The sequence below is a fragment of the Streptomyces massasporeus genome, assembly GCF_014648995.1.
In the GTDB taxonomy this organism is placed as follows: domain Bacteria; phylum Actinomycetota; class Actinomycetes; order Streptomycetales; family Streptomycetaceae; genus Streptomyces; species Streptomyces massasporeus.
Map to the genome: position 1 here is coordinate 89,252 of NZ_BMSE01000005.1, position 14,972 is coordinate 104,223.

Below are 14,972 nucleotides of genomic sequence, written 5' to 3' on the forward strand. Positions count from 1 at the left end.
TGGGCGGTAGGTGTACGCGGGGAGGTTCAGGCGGCTTCGGCGGCGGTCGGCTCGACGCCGAGGCGTTCGAGGAGAGCGGCGCGCAGGGTGGCGAAGCGCGGATCGGTGATGTCGCGGGGGCGGTCCAGGTCGATGCGCTGCTCGTGGGCGATGACCCCGCGGTCCATCACCAGGACGCGGTCGGCGAGCAGCACGGCCTCCTCGACGTCATGGGTGACGAGGAGGACCGCGCAGCCGCGGCGCTGCCACAACTCGCCGACGAGCCGCTGGGCCTTGATGCGGGTGAGCGCGTCGAGCGCGCCGAACGGCTCGTCGAGCAGCAGCAGATCGGGCTCGCGCACCAACGCCCTGGCCAGCGAGGCGCGTTGGGCCTCGCCGCCGGAGAGGGTCTTGGGCCAGGCGTCCGTGCGGTGGCCGAGGCCGACCTCGTCCAGGGCCTGTTCGGCGACGGCGCGCTCTGGCTTGCCGGGCAGGCCGAGGAGCACGTTGCGCCACACCTTCTTCCACGGCATCAGCCGCGGCGCCTGAAAGGCGACGGCCTTGCGGCGCGGCACCAGCACGGTGCCCTCGATCTCGCGGTCGAGCCCGGCGAGGATGCGCAGCAGCGTCGACTTGCCGCAGCCGCTGCGGCCGAGCAGGGCCACGAACTCGCCCGGCCGGACGTCCAGTCGCAGATCGTCGATGACGGCACGGCCGTCGAAGGAACGGGTGAGGCCCTCGACGTGGACCGCCTGGGGGGTCACCGGCCGGTGAACGTCGGTCGCCATTGCAGCAGCACCTTTTCGAGAGAGCGGACGATGAAGTCGGCGAGCAGGCCGAGGAAGGCGTAGACGACGAGGCAGACCACGATCACGTCGGTCCGCAAGAAGTCCCGTGCCTGCACCATGAGGAACCCGATGCCGGAGTCGGCGTTGACCTGCTCGGCGAAGACCAGCGCGAGCCAGGCGATGCCGAGCGAGTAGCGCAGGCCGGTCATCGCGCCGGGCAGCGCACCCGGCAGCACGACATGCCGTACGAGACCCCACCGCGACAGTCCGAGGGACTCGCCGGCCTCGATCAACTGGGCGTCCACGCCCCGGATTCCGGCGTAGACGTTGAGGTAGAGCGGGAAGGTCACGCCGAGCGTGATGATGGCGACCTTGGGGGCCTCGCCGATGCCGAACCAGATGATGAACAGCGGGATGAGTCCCACGAACGGCACCGTCCGCAGCATCTGCACGGGCGCGTCCACGAGGTCCTCGCCGATCCTGAACAGGCCCGCGATCAGGGCGAGTCCGGTGCCGACGACCAGGCCGAGCAGCAGCCCGCCGGCGACCCGCTGGAGCGAGGTGCCCATGGCCGCGGGCAGGGAGCCGTCCGCCAGCATGTCGCCGCCGACCCGGGCGATCCGGCCCGGCGAGGCGAGCACGTCCGGAGGCAACGCGCCGGTGCCGCTGAGGAGTTGCCACAACACCAGCAGCAGGACCGGGCCGGCGGTGCGGCGCAGCCAGCGCGGGACGCGGGTGCGGCGGGAGGAGGCGGGAACGAGGGGCTGGAGGTCGAGATCGGAAACCGATACAGGCGAAATATCGGGTTCTTCGGACACGGGTGGCGCATGGCTGATGCTCATGAGGGCTCCACAAGGGGAGAGTGCGGGCCGGGGAGGCATGCCTCGCCATCGCCGTGCCGACGCGATCAGAAGCGAATCAGAAGCGAATCGGGATCGATCCGGAGCGATCGCCGGGCAGGCGGAACGAAGGCGGGGAAGCCGTGAAGTGAAGGAGGGAGGGCGTCAGCAGCCGCGGCGACACGCGGCAGAGGCCACCCGCAGCAGGTCGATGTGACCGCGCGTGGTGAGCAGGGCTGAACGCAACATGCGGCCGAACCTAGCCAGCTGGCATGCGCACGGTCAACGGCGTCTCGATCAGTGGGACGTCCGTATCGCCACCCGGCCCGGCCTGGCCCGGGGGAGCCCGGCGTGTGCGTCAGGATGGGGGCATGTCAGATGTCTTCACCACCCGAGTTCTCGACGTCAGCACCGGTGCCGCGGAGAGGGTCCTCGACATCACCGGTGACTGCGAGTCCTTCCTGCGCGAGGCGGCGGGCGGCCGCGACGGCCTCCTCAACGTCTTCGTCCCGCACGCCACGGCCGGCATCGCCGTTCTGGAGACCGGTGCCGGCAGCGATGACGACCTCCTGGCCGCGCTGCACACCCTGCTGCCCGCCGACGATCGCTGGCAGCACCGGCACGGCAGCCCCGGCCACGGCCGCGACCACGTCCTGCCCGCCCTCGTGCCGCCCCACGCGACCCTGCCGGTGGTGGGCGGGCGGCTGGAGCTCGGCACCTGGCAGTCGGTGTGCCTGGTGGACACCAACAGGGACAATCCGGAACGGAAGGTGCGTCTGAGTTTCCTGGGGTGAGCGCGGCCCCTCGGGCCCTGCCTGCCGGACGCCGGGGCGGCCCGGTCCCGGCGCGCCGTGACGCCCGCCCTTAATGCCCGTATTCTCATCAATGCCAGATTCTCTTCGGAGAAGCGGATTGTCGCGGGCGCGAGTGAGGCGAAGCGTGGTTCGATCCGGCGAGGAGCCCAGGCCGGCGGGGCGTGCGACGGACGGCACGGGGCCCGTCAGTCTTCGCGAGCTGTTCCTCCAGGGCGAGCCGGTCGAGACGGGCGTGCGGACGTCCATCCTGAACTCCTGGCGACGCTCTCGGTCCCTCGGGCTGTCACCGGACACGTCCGACCTGCCCTACCGGGAGGACTTCGACCCGGGCGGCCGTATCGTCCGGGCGGCCCTGCCGGTGCTCGACCGGCTACAGGCCACGTTCGCCGGCAGTCAGGTCAACATCTCGGTCGCCGACGCGAACGGGACGGTACTGCTGCGCCGCTTCGGGGATCCGGCGATGACCAGAAGCCTCCCGGCCATCCAGGTCGTCCCGGGGTTCGTGTTCGCCGAGCAGGTCGCCGGTACCAACGGCATCGGGCTGGCCCTGGCGGAGCGGCAGCTCATCCGCGTCTACGGCGCCGAGCACTTCGCGGAGCGCTCCCAGCAGAGCGCCTGCGTCGCCCTGCCCGTCCGTGACCCGCTCAGCGGGTGCATCGAGGGCGTCCTGTGCCTCGGCTACCCCCGTGGCTTCGAGCGGCCCGCACTGGGCGTCGCCATCCGCCGGGCGGCCGAAGGGATCGAGCGGCGGCTGCTGGGACAGAGCTCCGCGCGCGAGCGGGCCTTGCTGCGGACGTACCTGGCCACCGGCGCCGGAACGGCCGGTCCGTACCGCGGTGTGGCGTTGGACGCGCTGGCGAACGACTTCCACCCCCGTGACCAGGCAATCCTCAGGGAGAAGGCCGCCGAGTTGATCTCCGGGGCGCAGGTGGGTGCCGCCGAGGTGACCCTGCCCGACGGCCGGCGGGTGATGCTGGTGAGCCGTCCGGTGACGAGCGGTTCCGGTGTGCGGGGCATCGCGATCGAGGCCGTCCTGTCCGGTTCCCCGGCGGGGGAGCCGCTGGCCATACCGCACCAGATGGACGAGCTGTCCGGCGTCACCGCCCTCGCCGTCCCGCTCTCCGCGCGCCCGGCACTCACCCTGCCGTCCGGACACGTCGCCGCCTCCGCCGGCCCGGTCATGACAGCCGACGGGGGTGGCGGGACCGACGGTGGCAGAACCGACTGGAGCGCCGTCGACGCCGCGAAGCCGGCCACGGCCGACAGCGCCCCGAGTACCGCGAAGCCGGCCACGGCGGACGGCACCGTCGCGAACGCCCTGGAGCCCGTCATCGCGGACGGCACCGCGTCGAGCGGTCCGGAACCCGTCACGGCGGACGGGCGAGGGCGCACCGCGGGGCCCGCTACGGCCGACGGCGGCCAGGCCCTCGCCGAGCCCGCCACATCCGACATCCCCCGGGCCCCCGACGAGCCCGCCGCACCCGACCGCGACAGGGCCCTATCCGAATCGGCCGGTGAGCACTCCGAAGCGGCGTTCCCGGCCCGAGGGCTGGTGATGCTGGGGGAGCCGCAGGTCGGGGCCTATGCGCTGGCCGCCCGTCGGCGTCTGGAGCTGCTGTCCGAGGCCAGCACCCGCATCGGCACCACCCTGGACGTCCGCCGCACCGCCGAGGAACTGGCCGAGACCGCGGTCCCCGGGCTGGCCGACTTCGTCACCATCGACCTGCCCGACGCAGTGCTGCGCGGCGAGGAGTCCGCCGACCCCCTCGCCGACCTGCGCCGCGCCGTCGTCCACGGCATCCGCGAGGGCCTGCCCTTCACGCCACCCGGCAAGCGCATCGACTTCGGCCCGACCACGCCCCAGTTGCGCTGCCTCAGCAGCGGCGAGGCCGTGCTGGAGCCGGACCTGAAGGCCGCCGCGGGCTGGCTCTCCCAGGACCCCGAGCACACCGAGCGCCTGCTGGCCCACGTCCGCTCCCTCATCGCGGTGCCCCTGGTCGCCCGCGGTGTCGTCCTGGGCGTCGCCGCCTTCTACCGCGCCGGAAGCCCCTTCGGGGACGACGACCGCTCCCTGGCGCAGGAACTCGCCTCCCGCGCCGCCCTGTCCATCGACAACGCCCGGCGCTACACCCATGAGCGCACCATGGTCCTGGCCCTCCAGCGCAGGCTCCTCCCGCACGGCCTGCCCGACCAGGACGCCGTCGAAGTGGCCCATCGCTACCTGCCCGCCGAATCCGACGTGGGCGGCGACTGGTACGACGTCATCCCCCTGTCCGGCGCCCGCGTCGGCCTCCTCGTCGGCGATGTCGTGGGCCACGGCATGCTCTCCGCGGCCACCATGGGCCGGCTGCGCACCGCCGCCCGCAGTTTCGCCGAGCTCGACTTCCCGCCGGAGGAGGTCCTCACCCACCTGGACAACCTTGTGGGCCGTCTGGACCGGGACGACCCGGACGGCAAGGGCGCCGGTGTCATCGGTGCGACCTGCCTGTACGCCGTCTACGACCCGACCGTGCAGCGCTGCCTGATGGCCCGCGCCGGACACCCGCCCCCCGCGCTCGTCCGTCCCGACGGCACCGTGACCTACCCCGACCTCCCCGCCGGGCCCCCGCTCGGCCTCGGCGGCCTGCCCTTCGACGCCGTCGAGGTGGACCTGCCCGCGGGCAGTCAGCTGGTCCTGTACACCGACGGGCTCATCGAGGACCGGCACCGTGACGTCGACCTGGTCCTGGAGCAGTTGCGCGAGGCCCTGGCCCATCCCGAGCGGGCCCCGGAGGAGACCTGCCAGGCGGTCCTGGACGCCGTGGCACCCGCCCACCCGCACGACGACATCGCCCTGCTCGTCGCCCGTGTGCACGCCCTGGACGCCGACCGGATCGCGACCTGGGAGCTGTCCGCCGACCCGGCCCTCGTCGGAGAGGTCCGGGCGTCCGCCATGCGGTGGCTGTCCGACCGGGGGCTCGACGAGACCGCGTTCGCCGCGGAGCTGATCCTCAGCGAGCTGATCACCAACGCCATCCGGCACGGCGCCGGACCCATCCGGGTGCGGCTGCTCCACCGAAGGACCCTGATCTGCGAGGTCTCCGACGCGAGCAACACCGCGCCGCACCTGCGCCGGGCCGCCAGCACGGACGAGGGCGGACGCGGTCTGTTCCTCGTGGCGCAGCTCTCGCAGAGCTGGGGCACGCGCTATCTGCCCGAGGGCAAGGTCATCTGGGCCGAGTGCGGGCTCGACGCGGCGTGATGCGGCTCGACGCGGCGTGACGCGGCCACCGGCCCGCCGGCGCGCCGAAGAATGCCCGAAATGCTGTAATTTGATCGGGTGCGCGACGCTCCCGACACACCCCCGAAGGCGGCTTCGCCCTTCGGGCCGGAACCCCTGGTCCGGATCCGCGGACTCGGCAAGCGGTTCGGCGGCACCGTCGCGCTGGCCGGAGCCGACCTCGACGTCCACCCCGGCAGCGTCCTCGCCCTGCTCGGGCCCAACGGCGCCGGGAAGTCCACGCTCATCAAGATCCTCGCCGGGGTCCACCGTGCCGACGCGGGGCAGGTCACCGTCGCCGGGGAACCCCTCGGCAGCCCCACCGCCACCCGGAGCATGTCGTTCATCCACCAGGACCTCGGTCTCGTGGAGTGGACGACCGTCGCCGAGAACATCGCTCTGACCACCGGGTACGGGCGCCGGACCGGGCTGATCTCCTGGCGGCGCACCCGCGCGCGCTGTGTCGAGGCGCTGCGGGTCGTCGCCACCCACCTCGATCCGGACGCGCCGGTCTCCGGCCTGCCGCCGGCCGACCGCTCGCTGGTCGCGATCGCCCGGGCCCTTGCGGCCCGCGCGCGGCTCATCGTCCTCGACGAGCCGACCGCCCGCCTGCCCGCCGCGGACTGCGCCCGGCTCTTCCACGTCCTGCACGACCTGCGCGACCGCGGACACGCGATCCTCTACGTCAGCCACCGCCTGGACGAGGTGTACCGGGTCGCCGACACCTTCGTCGTCCTGCGGGACGGCCGTGTCGTCAGCCACGGCCGGCTCGCCGGCCACAGCCCCGAGCGCCTGGTCCGCGACATCGTCGGCGAGGCGGACGAGCAGGCCCCCCACCGCCCCGCCGGGACCCCGGTCGGCGCACCCTCCGTCCTGGCCCTCGACGGGGTGCGCACCGCCCGGGCCGGACCCGTCCACCTGGAGCTCGATCCCGGGGAGGTCCTCGGCCTGGTCGGACTCTCCGACGCCGGGCACACGGACCTGGGCCGCGCCCTCGCCGGGGCCGGGTCCCTGCTGGGCGGTCGGGCCCTGCTGGACGGGCGGCCGTACCGTCCCCGTTCGGTCGCCGAGGCCGTCGGTCTCGGGGTCGGGCTCGTGCCGGGCGACCGGCTGCGGGAGGGCTGTCTCGCCGAGCTGACCGTGCGGGAGAACCTCCTGGCCAACCCCCGCGCGGGAGGCCCGCCGACCCCGCGCTGGATCGGCCCCCGCGGCGAACGGGCCCGGGCCGCCGCCCTGATGGAACGCTTCTCCGTGCGCCCCCGCGACACCGAGACGCCCATCGCCACGCTCTCCGGCGGCAACCAGCAGAAGGTCATGATCGGCCGCTGGCTGCGGACGGATCTGCGGCTGCTCATCCTGGAGGAGCCGACCGCGAGCGTCGACGTCGGAGCCAAGGCCGCGATCCACCGCCTGCTCCACGAGGCGCTGGAGGCGGGCCTCGCGGTGCTGCTGCTGTCCACCGACTTCGAGGAGGTGGCGAGCGTGTGCCGGCGCACGCTGGTCTTCGTGCGCGGCACCGTGACGGCCGAACTGAGCGGCCCCGCCCTCACCGTCGCCGGACTCACCCGGGCGGCCTCGGCCATGCCCCCGTCCACGGACGGTCCCCCGTGACGCCGCCGTCCCGGCCCCGCCGCCGCCCGGGCGGCCACCACATCGGCGCCTACGGCCTGCTGGTCCTCACCGCCCTGCTCTACCTGGTCTTCTCCCTCGCCCTGCCCGACACCTTCCCCACGCTGGACACCGTCGACTCGATCCTGTCCAACCAGTCGATCCCGGCCGTCCTCGCGCTCGCCGCCATGGTGCCCGTCGTCACCGGCGCCTTCGACCTCTCCATCGGCTACGGCCTCGGCCTGGCCCATGTGATGGTGCTGCAGCTCGTCGTCAACGAGGGCTGGCCCTGGCCGCTCGCCTGTCTCACCGTGCTCGCCGGGGGACTGGTCGTGGGCGTCCTCAACGGCGTCGTCGTCGAGTTCGGCCGGATCGACTCCTTCATCGCCACCCTCGGCACCGGCAGCATGATGTACGCCGTGACCGGCTGGATCACCGACGGCGGCCGGATCGTCCCCGGCCCGCAGGGCCTGCCACCCGCGTTCACCGACCTCTACGACTCCTCGTTCCTCGGCCTGCCGGTCCCCGCCTTCTACGTGCTCGCCCTCGCGGCCGTGCTCTGGCTGGTGCTGGAACGGCTGCCGCTCGGCCGCTACCTGTACGTCGTCGGGTCGAACCCGCGCGCGGCCGACCTCGTGGGCATCCCGACCCGCCGGTACACCGTCTACGCGTTCGCCGCCTCGGGCCTGATCGTCGGCTTCGCCGGTGTGCTGCTCGCCGCCCAGCAGCAGATCGGCAACCCGAGCGTGGGCCTCGACTACCTGCTGCCCGCCTTCGTCGGTGCCCTCCTCGGCTCCACGGCGATCAAACCCGGGCGGCCCAACGCCCTCGGCACCGTCGTCGCCGTCGCCGTCCTCGCCGTCGGCCTCACCGGCATCGCCCAACTGGGCGCCGAGTTCTGGACGGTCCCGCTGTTCAACGGCGGCACCCTGCTCATCGCCGTGGGCCTGGCCGGATACGCCGCCCGCCGCCGGCTGCGCGGCGGCGCCGCCCGCGACACACCCGCCGCGCCGCCCCCGTCCGCCCCGGCGCCGGGTGGCGGCACGGCCCCGCCCTGACCCCTTCCGGCACCGCCCCGCCGCGCCGATCCCCCACTGGAGCTCCCGTGCACCGCACCCGCAAGGCCGCACCCGCAGTCCGCACCGCGCGGCTCGCCTCCTGCGCCCTGCTGGCCACGGCCGCCGCCCTGACCGGCTGCGAACGCGGTTCCTCCGACGGCGCGGACGAGACCGCGACGGGCCCGAGCGGCTGCCCCGCCGTCCACACCCGGGCCCGGGAAGCCGTCACCCGGGCGGAGCAGAACGGCATCCCCTGGGGAGGGCCCACCGGCGGCCCCGAGGCGGTGTCCGGCAAGACCCTCGTCTTCGTCGCCCAGACCATGACCAACCCCGGTGTCGCGGGCGCCGCGAACGGGGTGCGGGACGCCGCGCGGACCATCGGCTGGGACGTGCGGGTGATCGACGGCGGCGGCACCCCGGCCGGCATCCAGGCGGCCATGAGCGAAGCCGTCGCCCTGCGGCCCTCGGGGATCGTCATCGGCGGGTTCGACCCCGACTCGACGGCCCAGCAGGCCGCCCGGGCGGGCGCGCAGGGCATCGAGCTCATCGGCTGGCACGCGGTCCCCGAGCCCGGCCCCAGTCGGCAGCCCGACCTCTTCACCAACGTCACCACGCGCGTCCAGGACGTGGCCCGCATCAGCGCGCAGTGGATCATCTCCGACTCGGGCGGCCGCGCCGGGGTCGTGCTCATCACCGACGCGTCGATCCCCTTCGCGCGCAACAAGTCCGACCTGATCCGCAAGGAGCTGGCGAGCTGTCAGGGCGTGCGGCTGCTCTCGGTGCAGAACATCCCGATCCCCGACGCCAGCAGCCGCACCCCCCGGGAGATCTCCTCCCTGCTCTCCCGCTTCCAGGACCGCTGGACCCACTCCGTGGCCATCAACGACCTGTACTTCGCCGACGCCGCACCCGCCTTCCGCGCCGCCGGCGAGCAGGGCTCCGGGCCGCCTTACAACATCGGGGCCGGCGACGGCGACCCGTCCGCCTTCCAGCGCGTCAACAACGAGCAGTACCAGGCCGCGACGGTGCCCGAGCCGCTGTCCCTCCAGGGCTGGCAGATCGTCGACGAGTTCAACCGCGCCTTCGCCGGCCGGCCCGACAGCGGATACGTGGCCCCCGTGCACATCGCCACGGCCCGCAACAGCGAAGGCGCCTCGACCTGGGACCCGTCGGGCTACCGGGAGGCCTACCGGAAGATCTGGGGAAAATGACGGCCGGTCAGGTTCCGATCTCTTCACGGAACATGCACGGAACCTCGGAATTCCTTTAGGTTTCAAGCGCTACTGTCACGTCAGTCGAGTGGCCGCCGGGGGTCGATCCGAGCGGGGCCCGTCCGCGGCGGCCCTCGCTTCCCCCCACCAGGCACAGGAGGCTGGGTGTGTACGACGGCGACGTAGTGGTGATCGGCGGCGGGTACGCCGGTGTCCGGCTGGCCAGACGGCTCGACGACACGGCCCGGGTCACGCTGGTGGACCGCAAAGAGGTCTTCTTCCACCGCATCGCCTCCCTGCGCGCCGGAGTGCACCCCGAGTGGACGCACACCCCCTTCATCCCCTACGACCGGCTGCTGCGCCACGGCCGGGTCGCCACCGGCAAGGTCGTGCGCATCGACACCACCGAGCGGCAGGTCGTCCTCGCCACCGGCGAGCGACTGCCCTACGACGTGGTCGTGATCGCCACCGGCGCCGATTACCCCGAGCCGGCCCGCTTCACCGGCACCACCACCGAGGAAGCGGCCAAGTCGTTCGCCGAGCACCAGCGCAACATCGCCGCCGCCGAGCACGTCCTGGTCGTCGGCGGCGGCCCCGGCGGTGTCGAACTCAGCGCCGAGATCCGCCTCGCCCGCCCGGACGCCCGGGTCACGCTCGCCCACTCCGGGCCCGCGCTGCTCGACTCCACGGGCAGCGCCCGCCCCGGGCGGAAGGCCCTGGCCTGGCTGGAGTCCCACGACATCGACGTACGGCTCGACTCCTTCATGTCGCCTGGCAACGACTTCGGCACCTACCGCGACGCCCGCGGCACGATCGTCGAGGCCGACCTGTCCTTCTGGGCGACGGGCACCACCCCCAACACCCTCTGGCTGCGCCTGGCCGGACACGGCGACTGGCTAGACGGAGCCGGGCACGTGAAGGTCGACCGGACGCTCCGGGTCGAGGGCAGGCTGGACGTGTTCGCCGTCGGCGACGTGAACGACGTCAGCGAACTCAAGATCACCCCCGCCGCCCTCGCCCAGGCCGACATCGCCGCCCACAACATCCGCACCTACCTGCAGAGTTCGGGAAAACACCGCAGGGAACCGCGCTTCTACCGGCCGACCCAGCGCACCCCGCTGATCGTGCCGTTCGGCCCCGCCGACGGACTGACCGTGCTGCCCGTCCCGGGCGGCGAGTCCGCGGTCCTCGGCAGCCGCACCACCACCATGGCCAAGGCGAAGAGCCTCATGACGCCCTACATGCGCCGTCAACTCGGTTACACGGCGGCCTGACCCGCACTCTGACCCCTCCTCACCACCCACCCCCGTCGTTACCCGCGAGTTCAGCCTGGGGTAGGGTCCCCACCGTTTCCGGCTACCGGCTGATGGTGGGCCGGTACAGGGCGTGTCGGAGGGTGGCAAGACGATGGAATCGCAGCGGGGTGACGGCGGACCCGTGGACCTGGACGACACGAGTCTGGAGGAACTCGCTCCCGAACCGCTGCTGACCAGGGACTACGAGACGCGTCCCGCGCTCGTGTACGAGCGGCTGCGGCAGCAGCACGGCCCGGTCGCGCCCGTCGATCTGCTGGGGGTGCCGGCCTGGCTGGTCCTCGGCTATCGCGAGTCGCTCCAGGTGCTCCAGGACGACGACGGCTGGCCCAAGGGCCTGGAGAACTGGCGGGCCCGCTCCGAGGGCAGGGTGCCGGCCGACTGGCCACTCGGACCGTCCCTGGAGGTCAACCACATCCTGATCCAGGGCGGCGCCGGCTACCGGCCGCTGCGCACCGCCTGGGACGTCGCCCTCAAGCCCTTCCAGGACCCCCGCCACCCCCAGGCCAAGCGCCTGAAGGCCGCCGTCACCGCCTACGCCGACGAACTGATCACCCTGGTCGGCCAAGGCGGTAAGACCGGTGTGGCCGACCTGTCCGCGCAGTTCTCCCGGCCGCTGCCGCTGATGGTGGCCAGCCACCTGCTGGGCTTCCCCGGCTCGCAGGGCGACGACGCGCTGATGGACATGTGGCGCGTGCTCGACGCGGGCCCGGACGCCGAGGCGGCCCTGGAGCGCCTGCTGGCGACGCTGGCCGAACTGGCCGCGCTGAAACTGGAGAAGCCGGGCGACGACTTCCCCTCCTACCTGCTGGCCGCCCACCCGGACCTGTCGCTCGACCACCTCGCCCGCGAGCTGTTCATGCTGCTCGGCATGACCTCCGACCACGTCGGCATCCTCATCTCCAACACCGTCGTGGAGGTCATCTCGGGTGAGGGCAGCGTGCGCGCCAGCCTGTCCGCCGGGATGGTCCGGGAGACCATGAACCGGGTGGTCATGCGCAAGCCGCCCCTGGTCAACTTCGTCCCGCGTTTCGCGGCCCGGGACACCCCGCTCGGCAACTACACCATCCGGGCGGGCGACCCGGTGTGGGTCTCCCCGGGCGCCGCCCACGCCGACCCGCTCTTCGCCGACCACGTCGCGTCGGGCACCACCATCAGCACCCGGGCCCACCTGTCCTGGGGGGCAGGACCGCGCCAGTGCCCGGCCCGCGAGCTCGCCTCGGCGGTCGCGGCGGCCGGCGTGGGGCGCCTCTTCGAGCGGTTCGACTACCTCGACCTGGCCCTGCCGGCCGACCAACTGCCCTGGCGCTCCTCGCCGTTCATGCGCGGTCTGCGCTCCCTGCCCGTGCACTACGAACTGGCCTCCGCGCCGCCGCCACGGCCCTGGGCGGAGGAACCCGCGGCGGGGGTGGCCGAGGAGGTTTTGCCGGACCCGTCCGCCCGGCAGCGCTCCTCGCTGTGGCGCTATCTGACGGGCCTCATCCGCGGCGGCCGCTGACCAGGGGGACCGAACCGAACGCCCACCCGGCCCCGGCGTTCGTCACGGTTCCGGGATGACGCTTTCACGCCGGAAGCGTGACAAACGGTGCTGGTGGGGGCGCCCCCGCTCTGGGATGCTCTTATCAGAACCCGGGACAGGGCGCGAGGGCCCGCGGGGGCCGGGCAGGTACACCTCGATGACCTGCCCGGCCGTTCTTCCGCCAGGGCACGGAACGGGGTCGCGGAACGGGACGGGGAGCCGGCGACAGACAGGCGGGAAGAGGGCGGGAACAGGCGGGAAGCAGGCAAGAACGGGGCGTGGAGCTCACACCCAGCCCGACTCCGTGGCGATCCTGATCGCGTCGATCCGGTTGCGGCCGCCCGTTTTCCGGGTGATCGCGGACAGATGGTTGCGGACCGTCGCCGCGGACAGGCACAGCCGCTCGGCGATCTCCCGGGTGGGCGTACCGTCGGCGGTCAGCCGCAGCACCTCGACCTCGCGCGGGGTCAGCGGATTCGCTCCCGCGTCCAGCGCGGCCAGCGCGAACTCGGGGTCGACGAACCGCTGCCCCCTCACCAGCTTGCGGACACCGTGGACCAGCCGGTCCGGCGGGGCGTTCGTGCTGATGACGCCGGCGGCGTGCAGATCGAGCATGCGGTGCAGCCGCTCAGGTGTCGTCGAGGCCATCATCAGCAGCATCCGGCACTCCGGCAGCCGCGCCCGCAGCTCGCCCCGGACGGCGATCTCCTCGCCCTCCCTGGAGTCCACGCCGATCACCGCCACGTCCGGCCGGTACACCAGGGCACGCGCGAGGACGTCACCGTTGCCGTCGGCCTCGGCGACGACCTCGATGTCGTCCTCCCGCGACAGCAGAGCGGCGAACGCTCCCCGCACGAGGCGGGTCCGCTCGACGAGAAGAACACGGATCACTGTCCCTCCCATTGCGCCGTACGCGGGCCACTGAGCCACCTTGATCGGATTATCGCCCCACCTCGCTGATATTTCAGTCCGAGTGGTGGGGTGTGGGGCCCGGGCGTACCGTCGAACGGTGGACACCGCAGGCAGCAGCCCGCAGCCGGCTTCACCACAGGCGACCACCACCAGGGAATCCGGTGGTGGCGGAAACGCGATGGCGCTGCTGGTCATCGCCTCCTGCTAGTTGATGGTGGTCCTCGACATCACCATCGTGAACATCGCGCTGCCGCACATCCAGAGCGACCTGGAGTTCTCCACCACGAGCCTGTCCTGGGTGGTGAACGCCTACACCCTCACCTTCGGCGGTCTGCTGCTGCTCGGCGGCCGGGCCGGAGACATCCTGGGGCGGCGGCGCGTCTTCGTCTTCGGCGTGCTGCTCTTCGTGTTCGCCTCGCTGCTCGGCGGATTCGCCCAGAACGCCGGCCAACTCCTCGGCGCCCGCGCTCTGCAGGGCGTCGGCGGCGCCATCGCCTCCCCGACCTCCCTCGCCCTGATCAGCACCACCTTCCGCGAGGGACCGGACCGCAACCGCGCCTTCGGGGTCTTCGCGGCCGTGTCGGCCGGTGGCGGCGCGATCGGCCTGCTCGCCGGCGGCATGCTGGTGGAGTGGTTGAACTGGCGGTGGGTGCTGTTCGTCAACGTGCCCATCGGCCTGCTCATCGTGCTCGCCACACCGCGCTTCATCAGGGAGTCCGAACGCCACCCCGGGCGCTTCGACATCACCGGCGCGCTGACCTCCACCGCGGGCATGGTGCTGCTCGTCTACGGCTTCATCAGGGCCGCGCAGGACGGCTGGCGGGACCCTCTGACCCTCGCCTCGTTCGCCGGAGCGGTCATCGTCCTGGCGGCCTTCATCATGGTCGAGCGGCGTTCGAAGCAGCCCATCACGCCGCTGCACATGTTCGCCGACCGCAACCGCGCGGGCACCTACGGCATCATGCTGTGCCTGGCCGCCGCCATCTTCGGCATGTTCTTCTTCCTCACGCTCTTCGTGCAGAACGTGCTGGGGTTCAGCCCACTCGCGGCCGGACTGGCCTTCCTGCCGGTCAGCGCGGTCATCGCCATCGGCGCCGGACTGGCCTCGCGGTTCCTGCCCGTCTACGGACCCAAGCCGTTCATGGTGGTCGGCGCGATCCTGGCGGCGGCGGGCCTGGCCTGGCTGACCCTGACCGACGTTCACTCCACCTACGCGGGCAGCGTCCTCGGCCCGATGCTCGTCTTCAGCCTGGGCATGGGCATGGAGTTCGTGTCGCTGACCCTCATGGCGCTGTCCAACGTGCCCACGCGGGAGACCGGCGCGGCCTCGGGACTCCTCAACGCCACCCAGCAGGTCGGCGGCTCCCTCGGCCTGTCCATCCTGGTCACGATGTACGGCACGGCCAGCACCAACGAGGCGGACAAGCAGGTCCCGGACTTCCTCCGGCAGGCGACCCCGGCCGAACGCATCCGGTTCGAACGCACCGGGCAACTGCCCAAGCCCTGGTCCGACGAGATCCTCACCGCCGGAGTGTCGGCCGCCTTCATCATGGCGGCGATCTTCACCGCGGTCGCCGCGCTGATCGCCCTGGTCGTCATCCAGGTCCGTCCCTCCGACCTGGAACGCCTCAAGGGCGGAGCGGGCCCCGGCCCGATGTGAGGCCCGCCCCC

General features: G+C 72.7%; 12 protein-coding genes. 8 read left to right on the forward strand and 4 right to left on the reverse strand.

Going from position 1 to position 14,972, the window contains the following annotated elements; translation table 11 throughout:
• Positions 1-26 precede the first annotated feature (26 nt).
• From IE153_RS14240 to IE153_RS42725, 3 genes are all read right to left on the reverse strand, one after another.
• Positions 27-767 (reverse strand): ABC transporter ATP-binding protein, encoded by a 741-nt coding sequence (locus IE153_RS14240; protein WP_189590069.1) that lies wholly within the window; start codon positions 765-767, stop codon positions 27-29.
• Positions 740-1,609 carry an ABC transporter permease gene (locus tag IE153_RS14245; protein ID WP_189590070.1) on the reverse strand — a complete coding sequence of 290 codons (870 nt, stop codon included), beginning with the start codon at positions 1,607-1,609 and terminating at the stop codon, positions 740-742. Before IE153_RS14245 ends, IE153_RS14240 begins: the two co-directional genes overlap by 28 nt.
• Before the next feature lie 162 nt (positions 1,610-1,771).
• A complete protein-coding gene (locus IE153_RS42725) occupies positions 1,772-1,855 on the reverse strand; it encodes a putative leader peptide (RefSeq protein ID WP_349817350.1) in 84 nt (27 codons plus the stop codon).
• 122 nt (positions 1,856-1,977) lie between these two features.
• On the opposite strand from IE153_RS42725, the gene IE153_RS14250 reads away from it, so the two are divergent.
• The 7 genes from IE153_RS14250 to IE153_RS14280 all read left to right on the forward strand — a co-directional run bounded on the left by IE153_RS14250 (position 1,978) and on the right by IE153_RS14280 (position 12,368).
• Complete coding sequence (locus tag IE153_RS14250; protein WP_189590071.1) at positions 1,978-2,400, forward strand: secondary thiamine-phosphate synthase enzyme YjbQ; 423 nt, start codon at positions 1,978-1,980, stop codon at positions 2,398-2,400.
• 145 nt (positions 2,401-2,545) lie between these two features.
• A complete protein-coding gene (locus IE153_RS14255) occupies positions 2,546-5,662 on the forward strand; it encodes a SpoIIE family protein phosphatase (RefSeq protein ID WP_189590072.1) in 3,117 nt (1,038 codons plus the stop codon).
• A gap of 78 nt (positions 5,663-5,740) precedes the next feature.
• A complete protein-coding gene (locus IE153_RS14260; RefSeq protein WP_189590073.1) occupies positions 5,741-7,291 on the forward strand; it encodes a sugar ABC transporter ATP-binding protein in 1,551 nt (516 codons plus the stop codon).
• Complete coding sequence (locus IE153_RS14265; RefSeq protein WP_189590074.1) at positions 7,288-8,346, forward strand: ABC transporter permease; 1,059 nt, start codon at positions 7,288-7,290, stop codon at positions 8,344-8,346. The genes IE153_RS14260 and IE153_RS14265 overlap by 4 nt, the downstream gene beginning before the upstream one ends.
• A gap of 47 nt (positions 8,347-8,393) precedes the next feature.
• Positions 8,394-9,557, forward strand: a complete 1,164-nt coding sequence (locus IE153_RS14270; protein WP_189590075.1) for a substrate-binding domain-containing protein — start codon at positions 8,394-8,396, stop codon at positions 9,555-9,557.
• Between the two features lie 167 nt (positions 9,558-9,724).
• Positions 9,725-10,831, forward strand: a complete 1,107-nt coding sequence (locus tag IE153_RS14275) for an NAD(P)/FAD-dependent oxidoreductase (RefSeq protein WP_189590076.1) — start codon at positions 9,725-9,727, stop codon at positions 10,829-10,831.
• Between the two features lie 133 nt (positions 10,832-10,964).
• The gene (locus tag IE153_RS14280) at positions 10,965-12,368 is read left to right on the forward strand and encodes a cytochrome P450 (RefSeq protein WP_189590077.1); all 1,404 of its coding nucleotides are present in this window, start codon (positions 10,965-10,967) and stop codon (positions 12,366-12,368) included.
• 306 nt (positions 12,369-12,674) lie between these two features.
• Here the strand turns inward: IE153_RS14280 and IE153_RS14285 are convergent, their stop codons facing one another.
• The gene (locus IE153_RS14285) at positions 12,675-13,280 is read right to left on the reverse strand and encodes a response regulator transcription factor (RefSeq protein ID WP_229828993.1); all 606 of its coding nucleotides are present in this window, start codon (positions 13,278-13,280) and stop codon (positions 12,675-12,677) included.
• Positions 13,281-13,512: 232 nt separating this feature from the next.
• Between IE153_RS14285 and IE153_RS14290 the strand changes: the two genes are divergently transcribed.
• The gene (locus IE153_RS14290; RefSeq protein WP_229828994.1) at positions 13,513-14,961 is read left to right on the forward strand and encodes an MFS transporter; all 1,449 of its coding nucleotides are present in this window, start codon (positions 13,513-13,515) and stop codon (positions 14,959-14,961) included.
• The last annotated feature ends 11 nt before the right edge of the window (positions 14,962-14,972 follow it).

Excerpts from the sequence above, each read along its gene's own strand:
- IE153_RS14245 (WP_189590070.1), bottom strand. The coding sequence starts at position 1,609 with ATGAGCATCAGCCATGCGCCACCCGTGTCCGAAGAACCCGATATTTCG.
- IE153_RS42725 (WP_349817350.1), bottom strand. The coding sequence starts at position 1,855 with ATGTTGCGTTCAGCCCTGCTCACCACGCGCGGTCACATCGACCTGCTG.
- IE153_RS14290 (WP_229828994.1), top strand. The coding sequence starts at position 13,513 with ATGGTGGTCCTCGACATCACCATCGTGAACATCGCGCTGCCGCACATC.
- IE153_RS14250 (WP_189590071.1), top strand. The coding sequence starts at position 1,978 with ATGTCAGATGTCTTCACCACCCGAGTTCTCGACGTCAGCACCGGTGCC.
- IE153_RS14240 (WP_189590069.1), bottom strand. The coding sequence starts at position 767 with ATGGCGACCGACGTTCACCGGCCGGTGACCCCCCAGGCGGTCCACGTC.
- IE153_RS14280 (WP_189590077.1), top strand. The coding sequence starts at position 10,965 with ATGGAATCGCAGCGGGGTGACGGCGGACCCGTGGACCTGGACGACACG.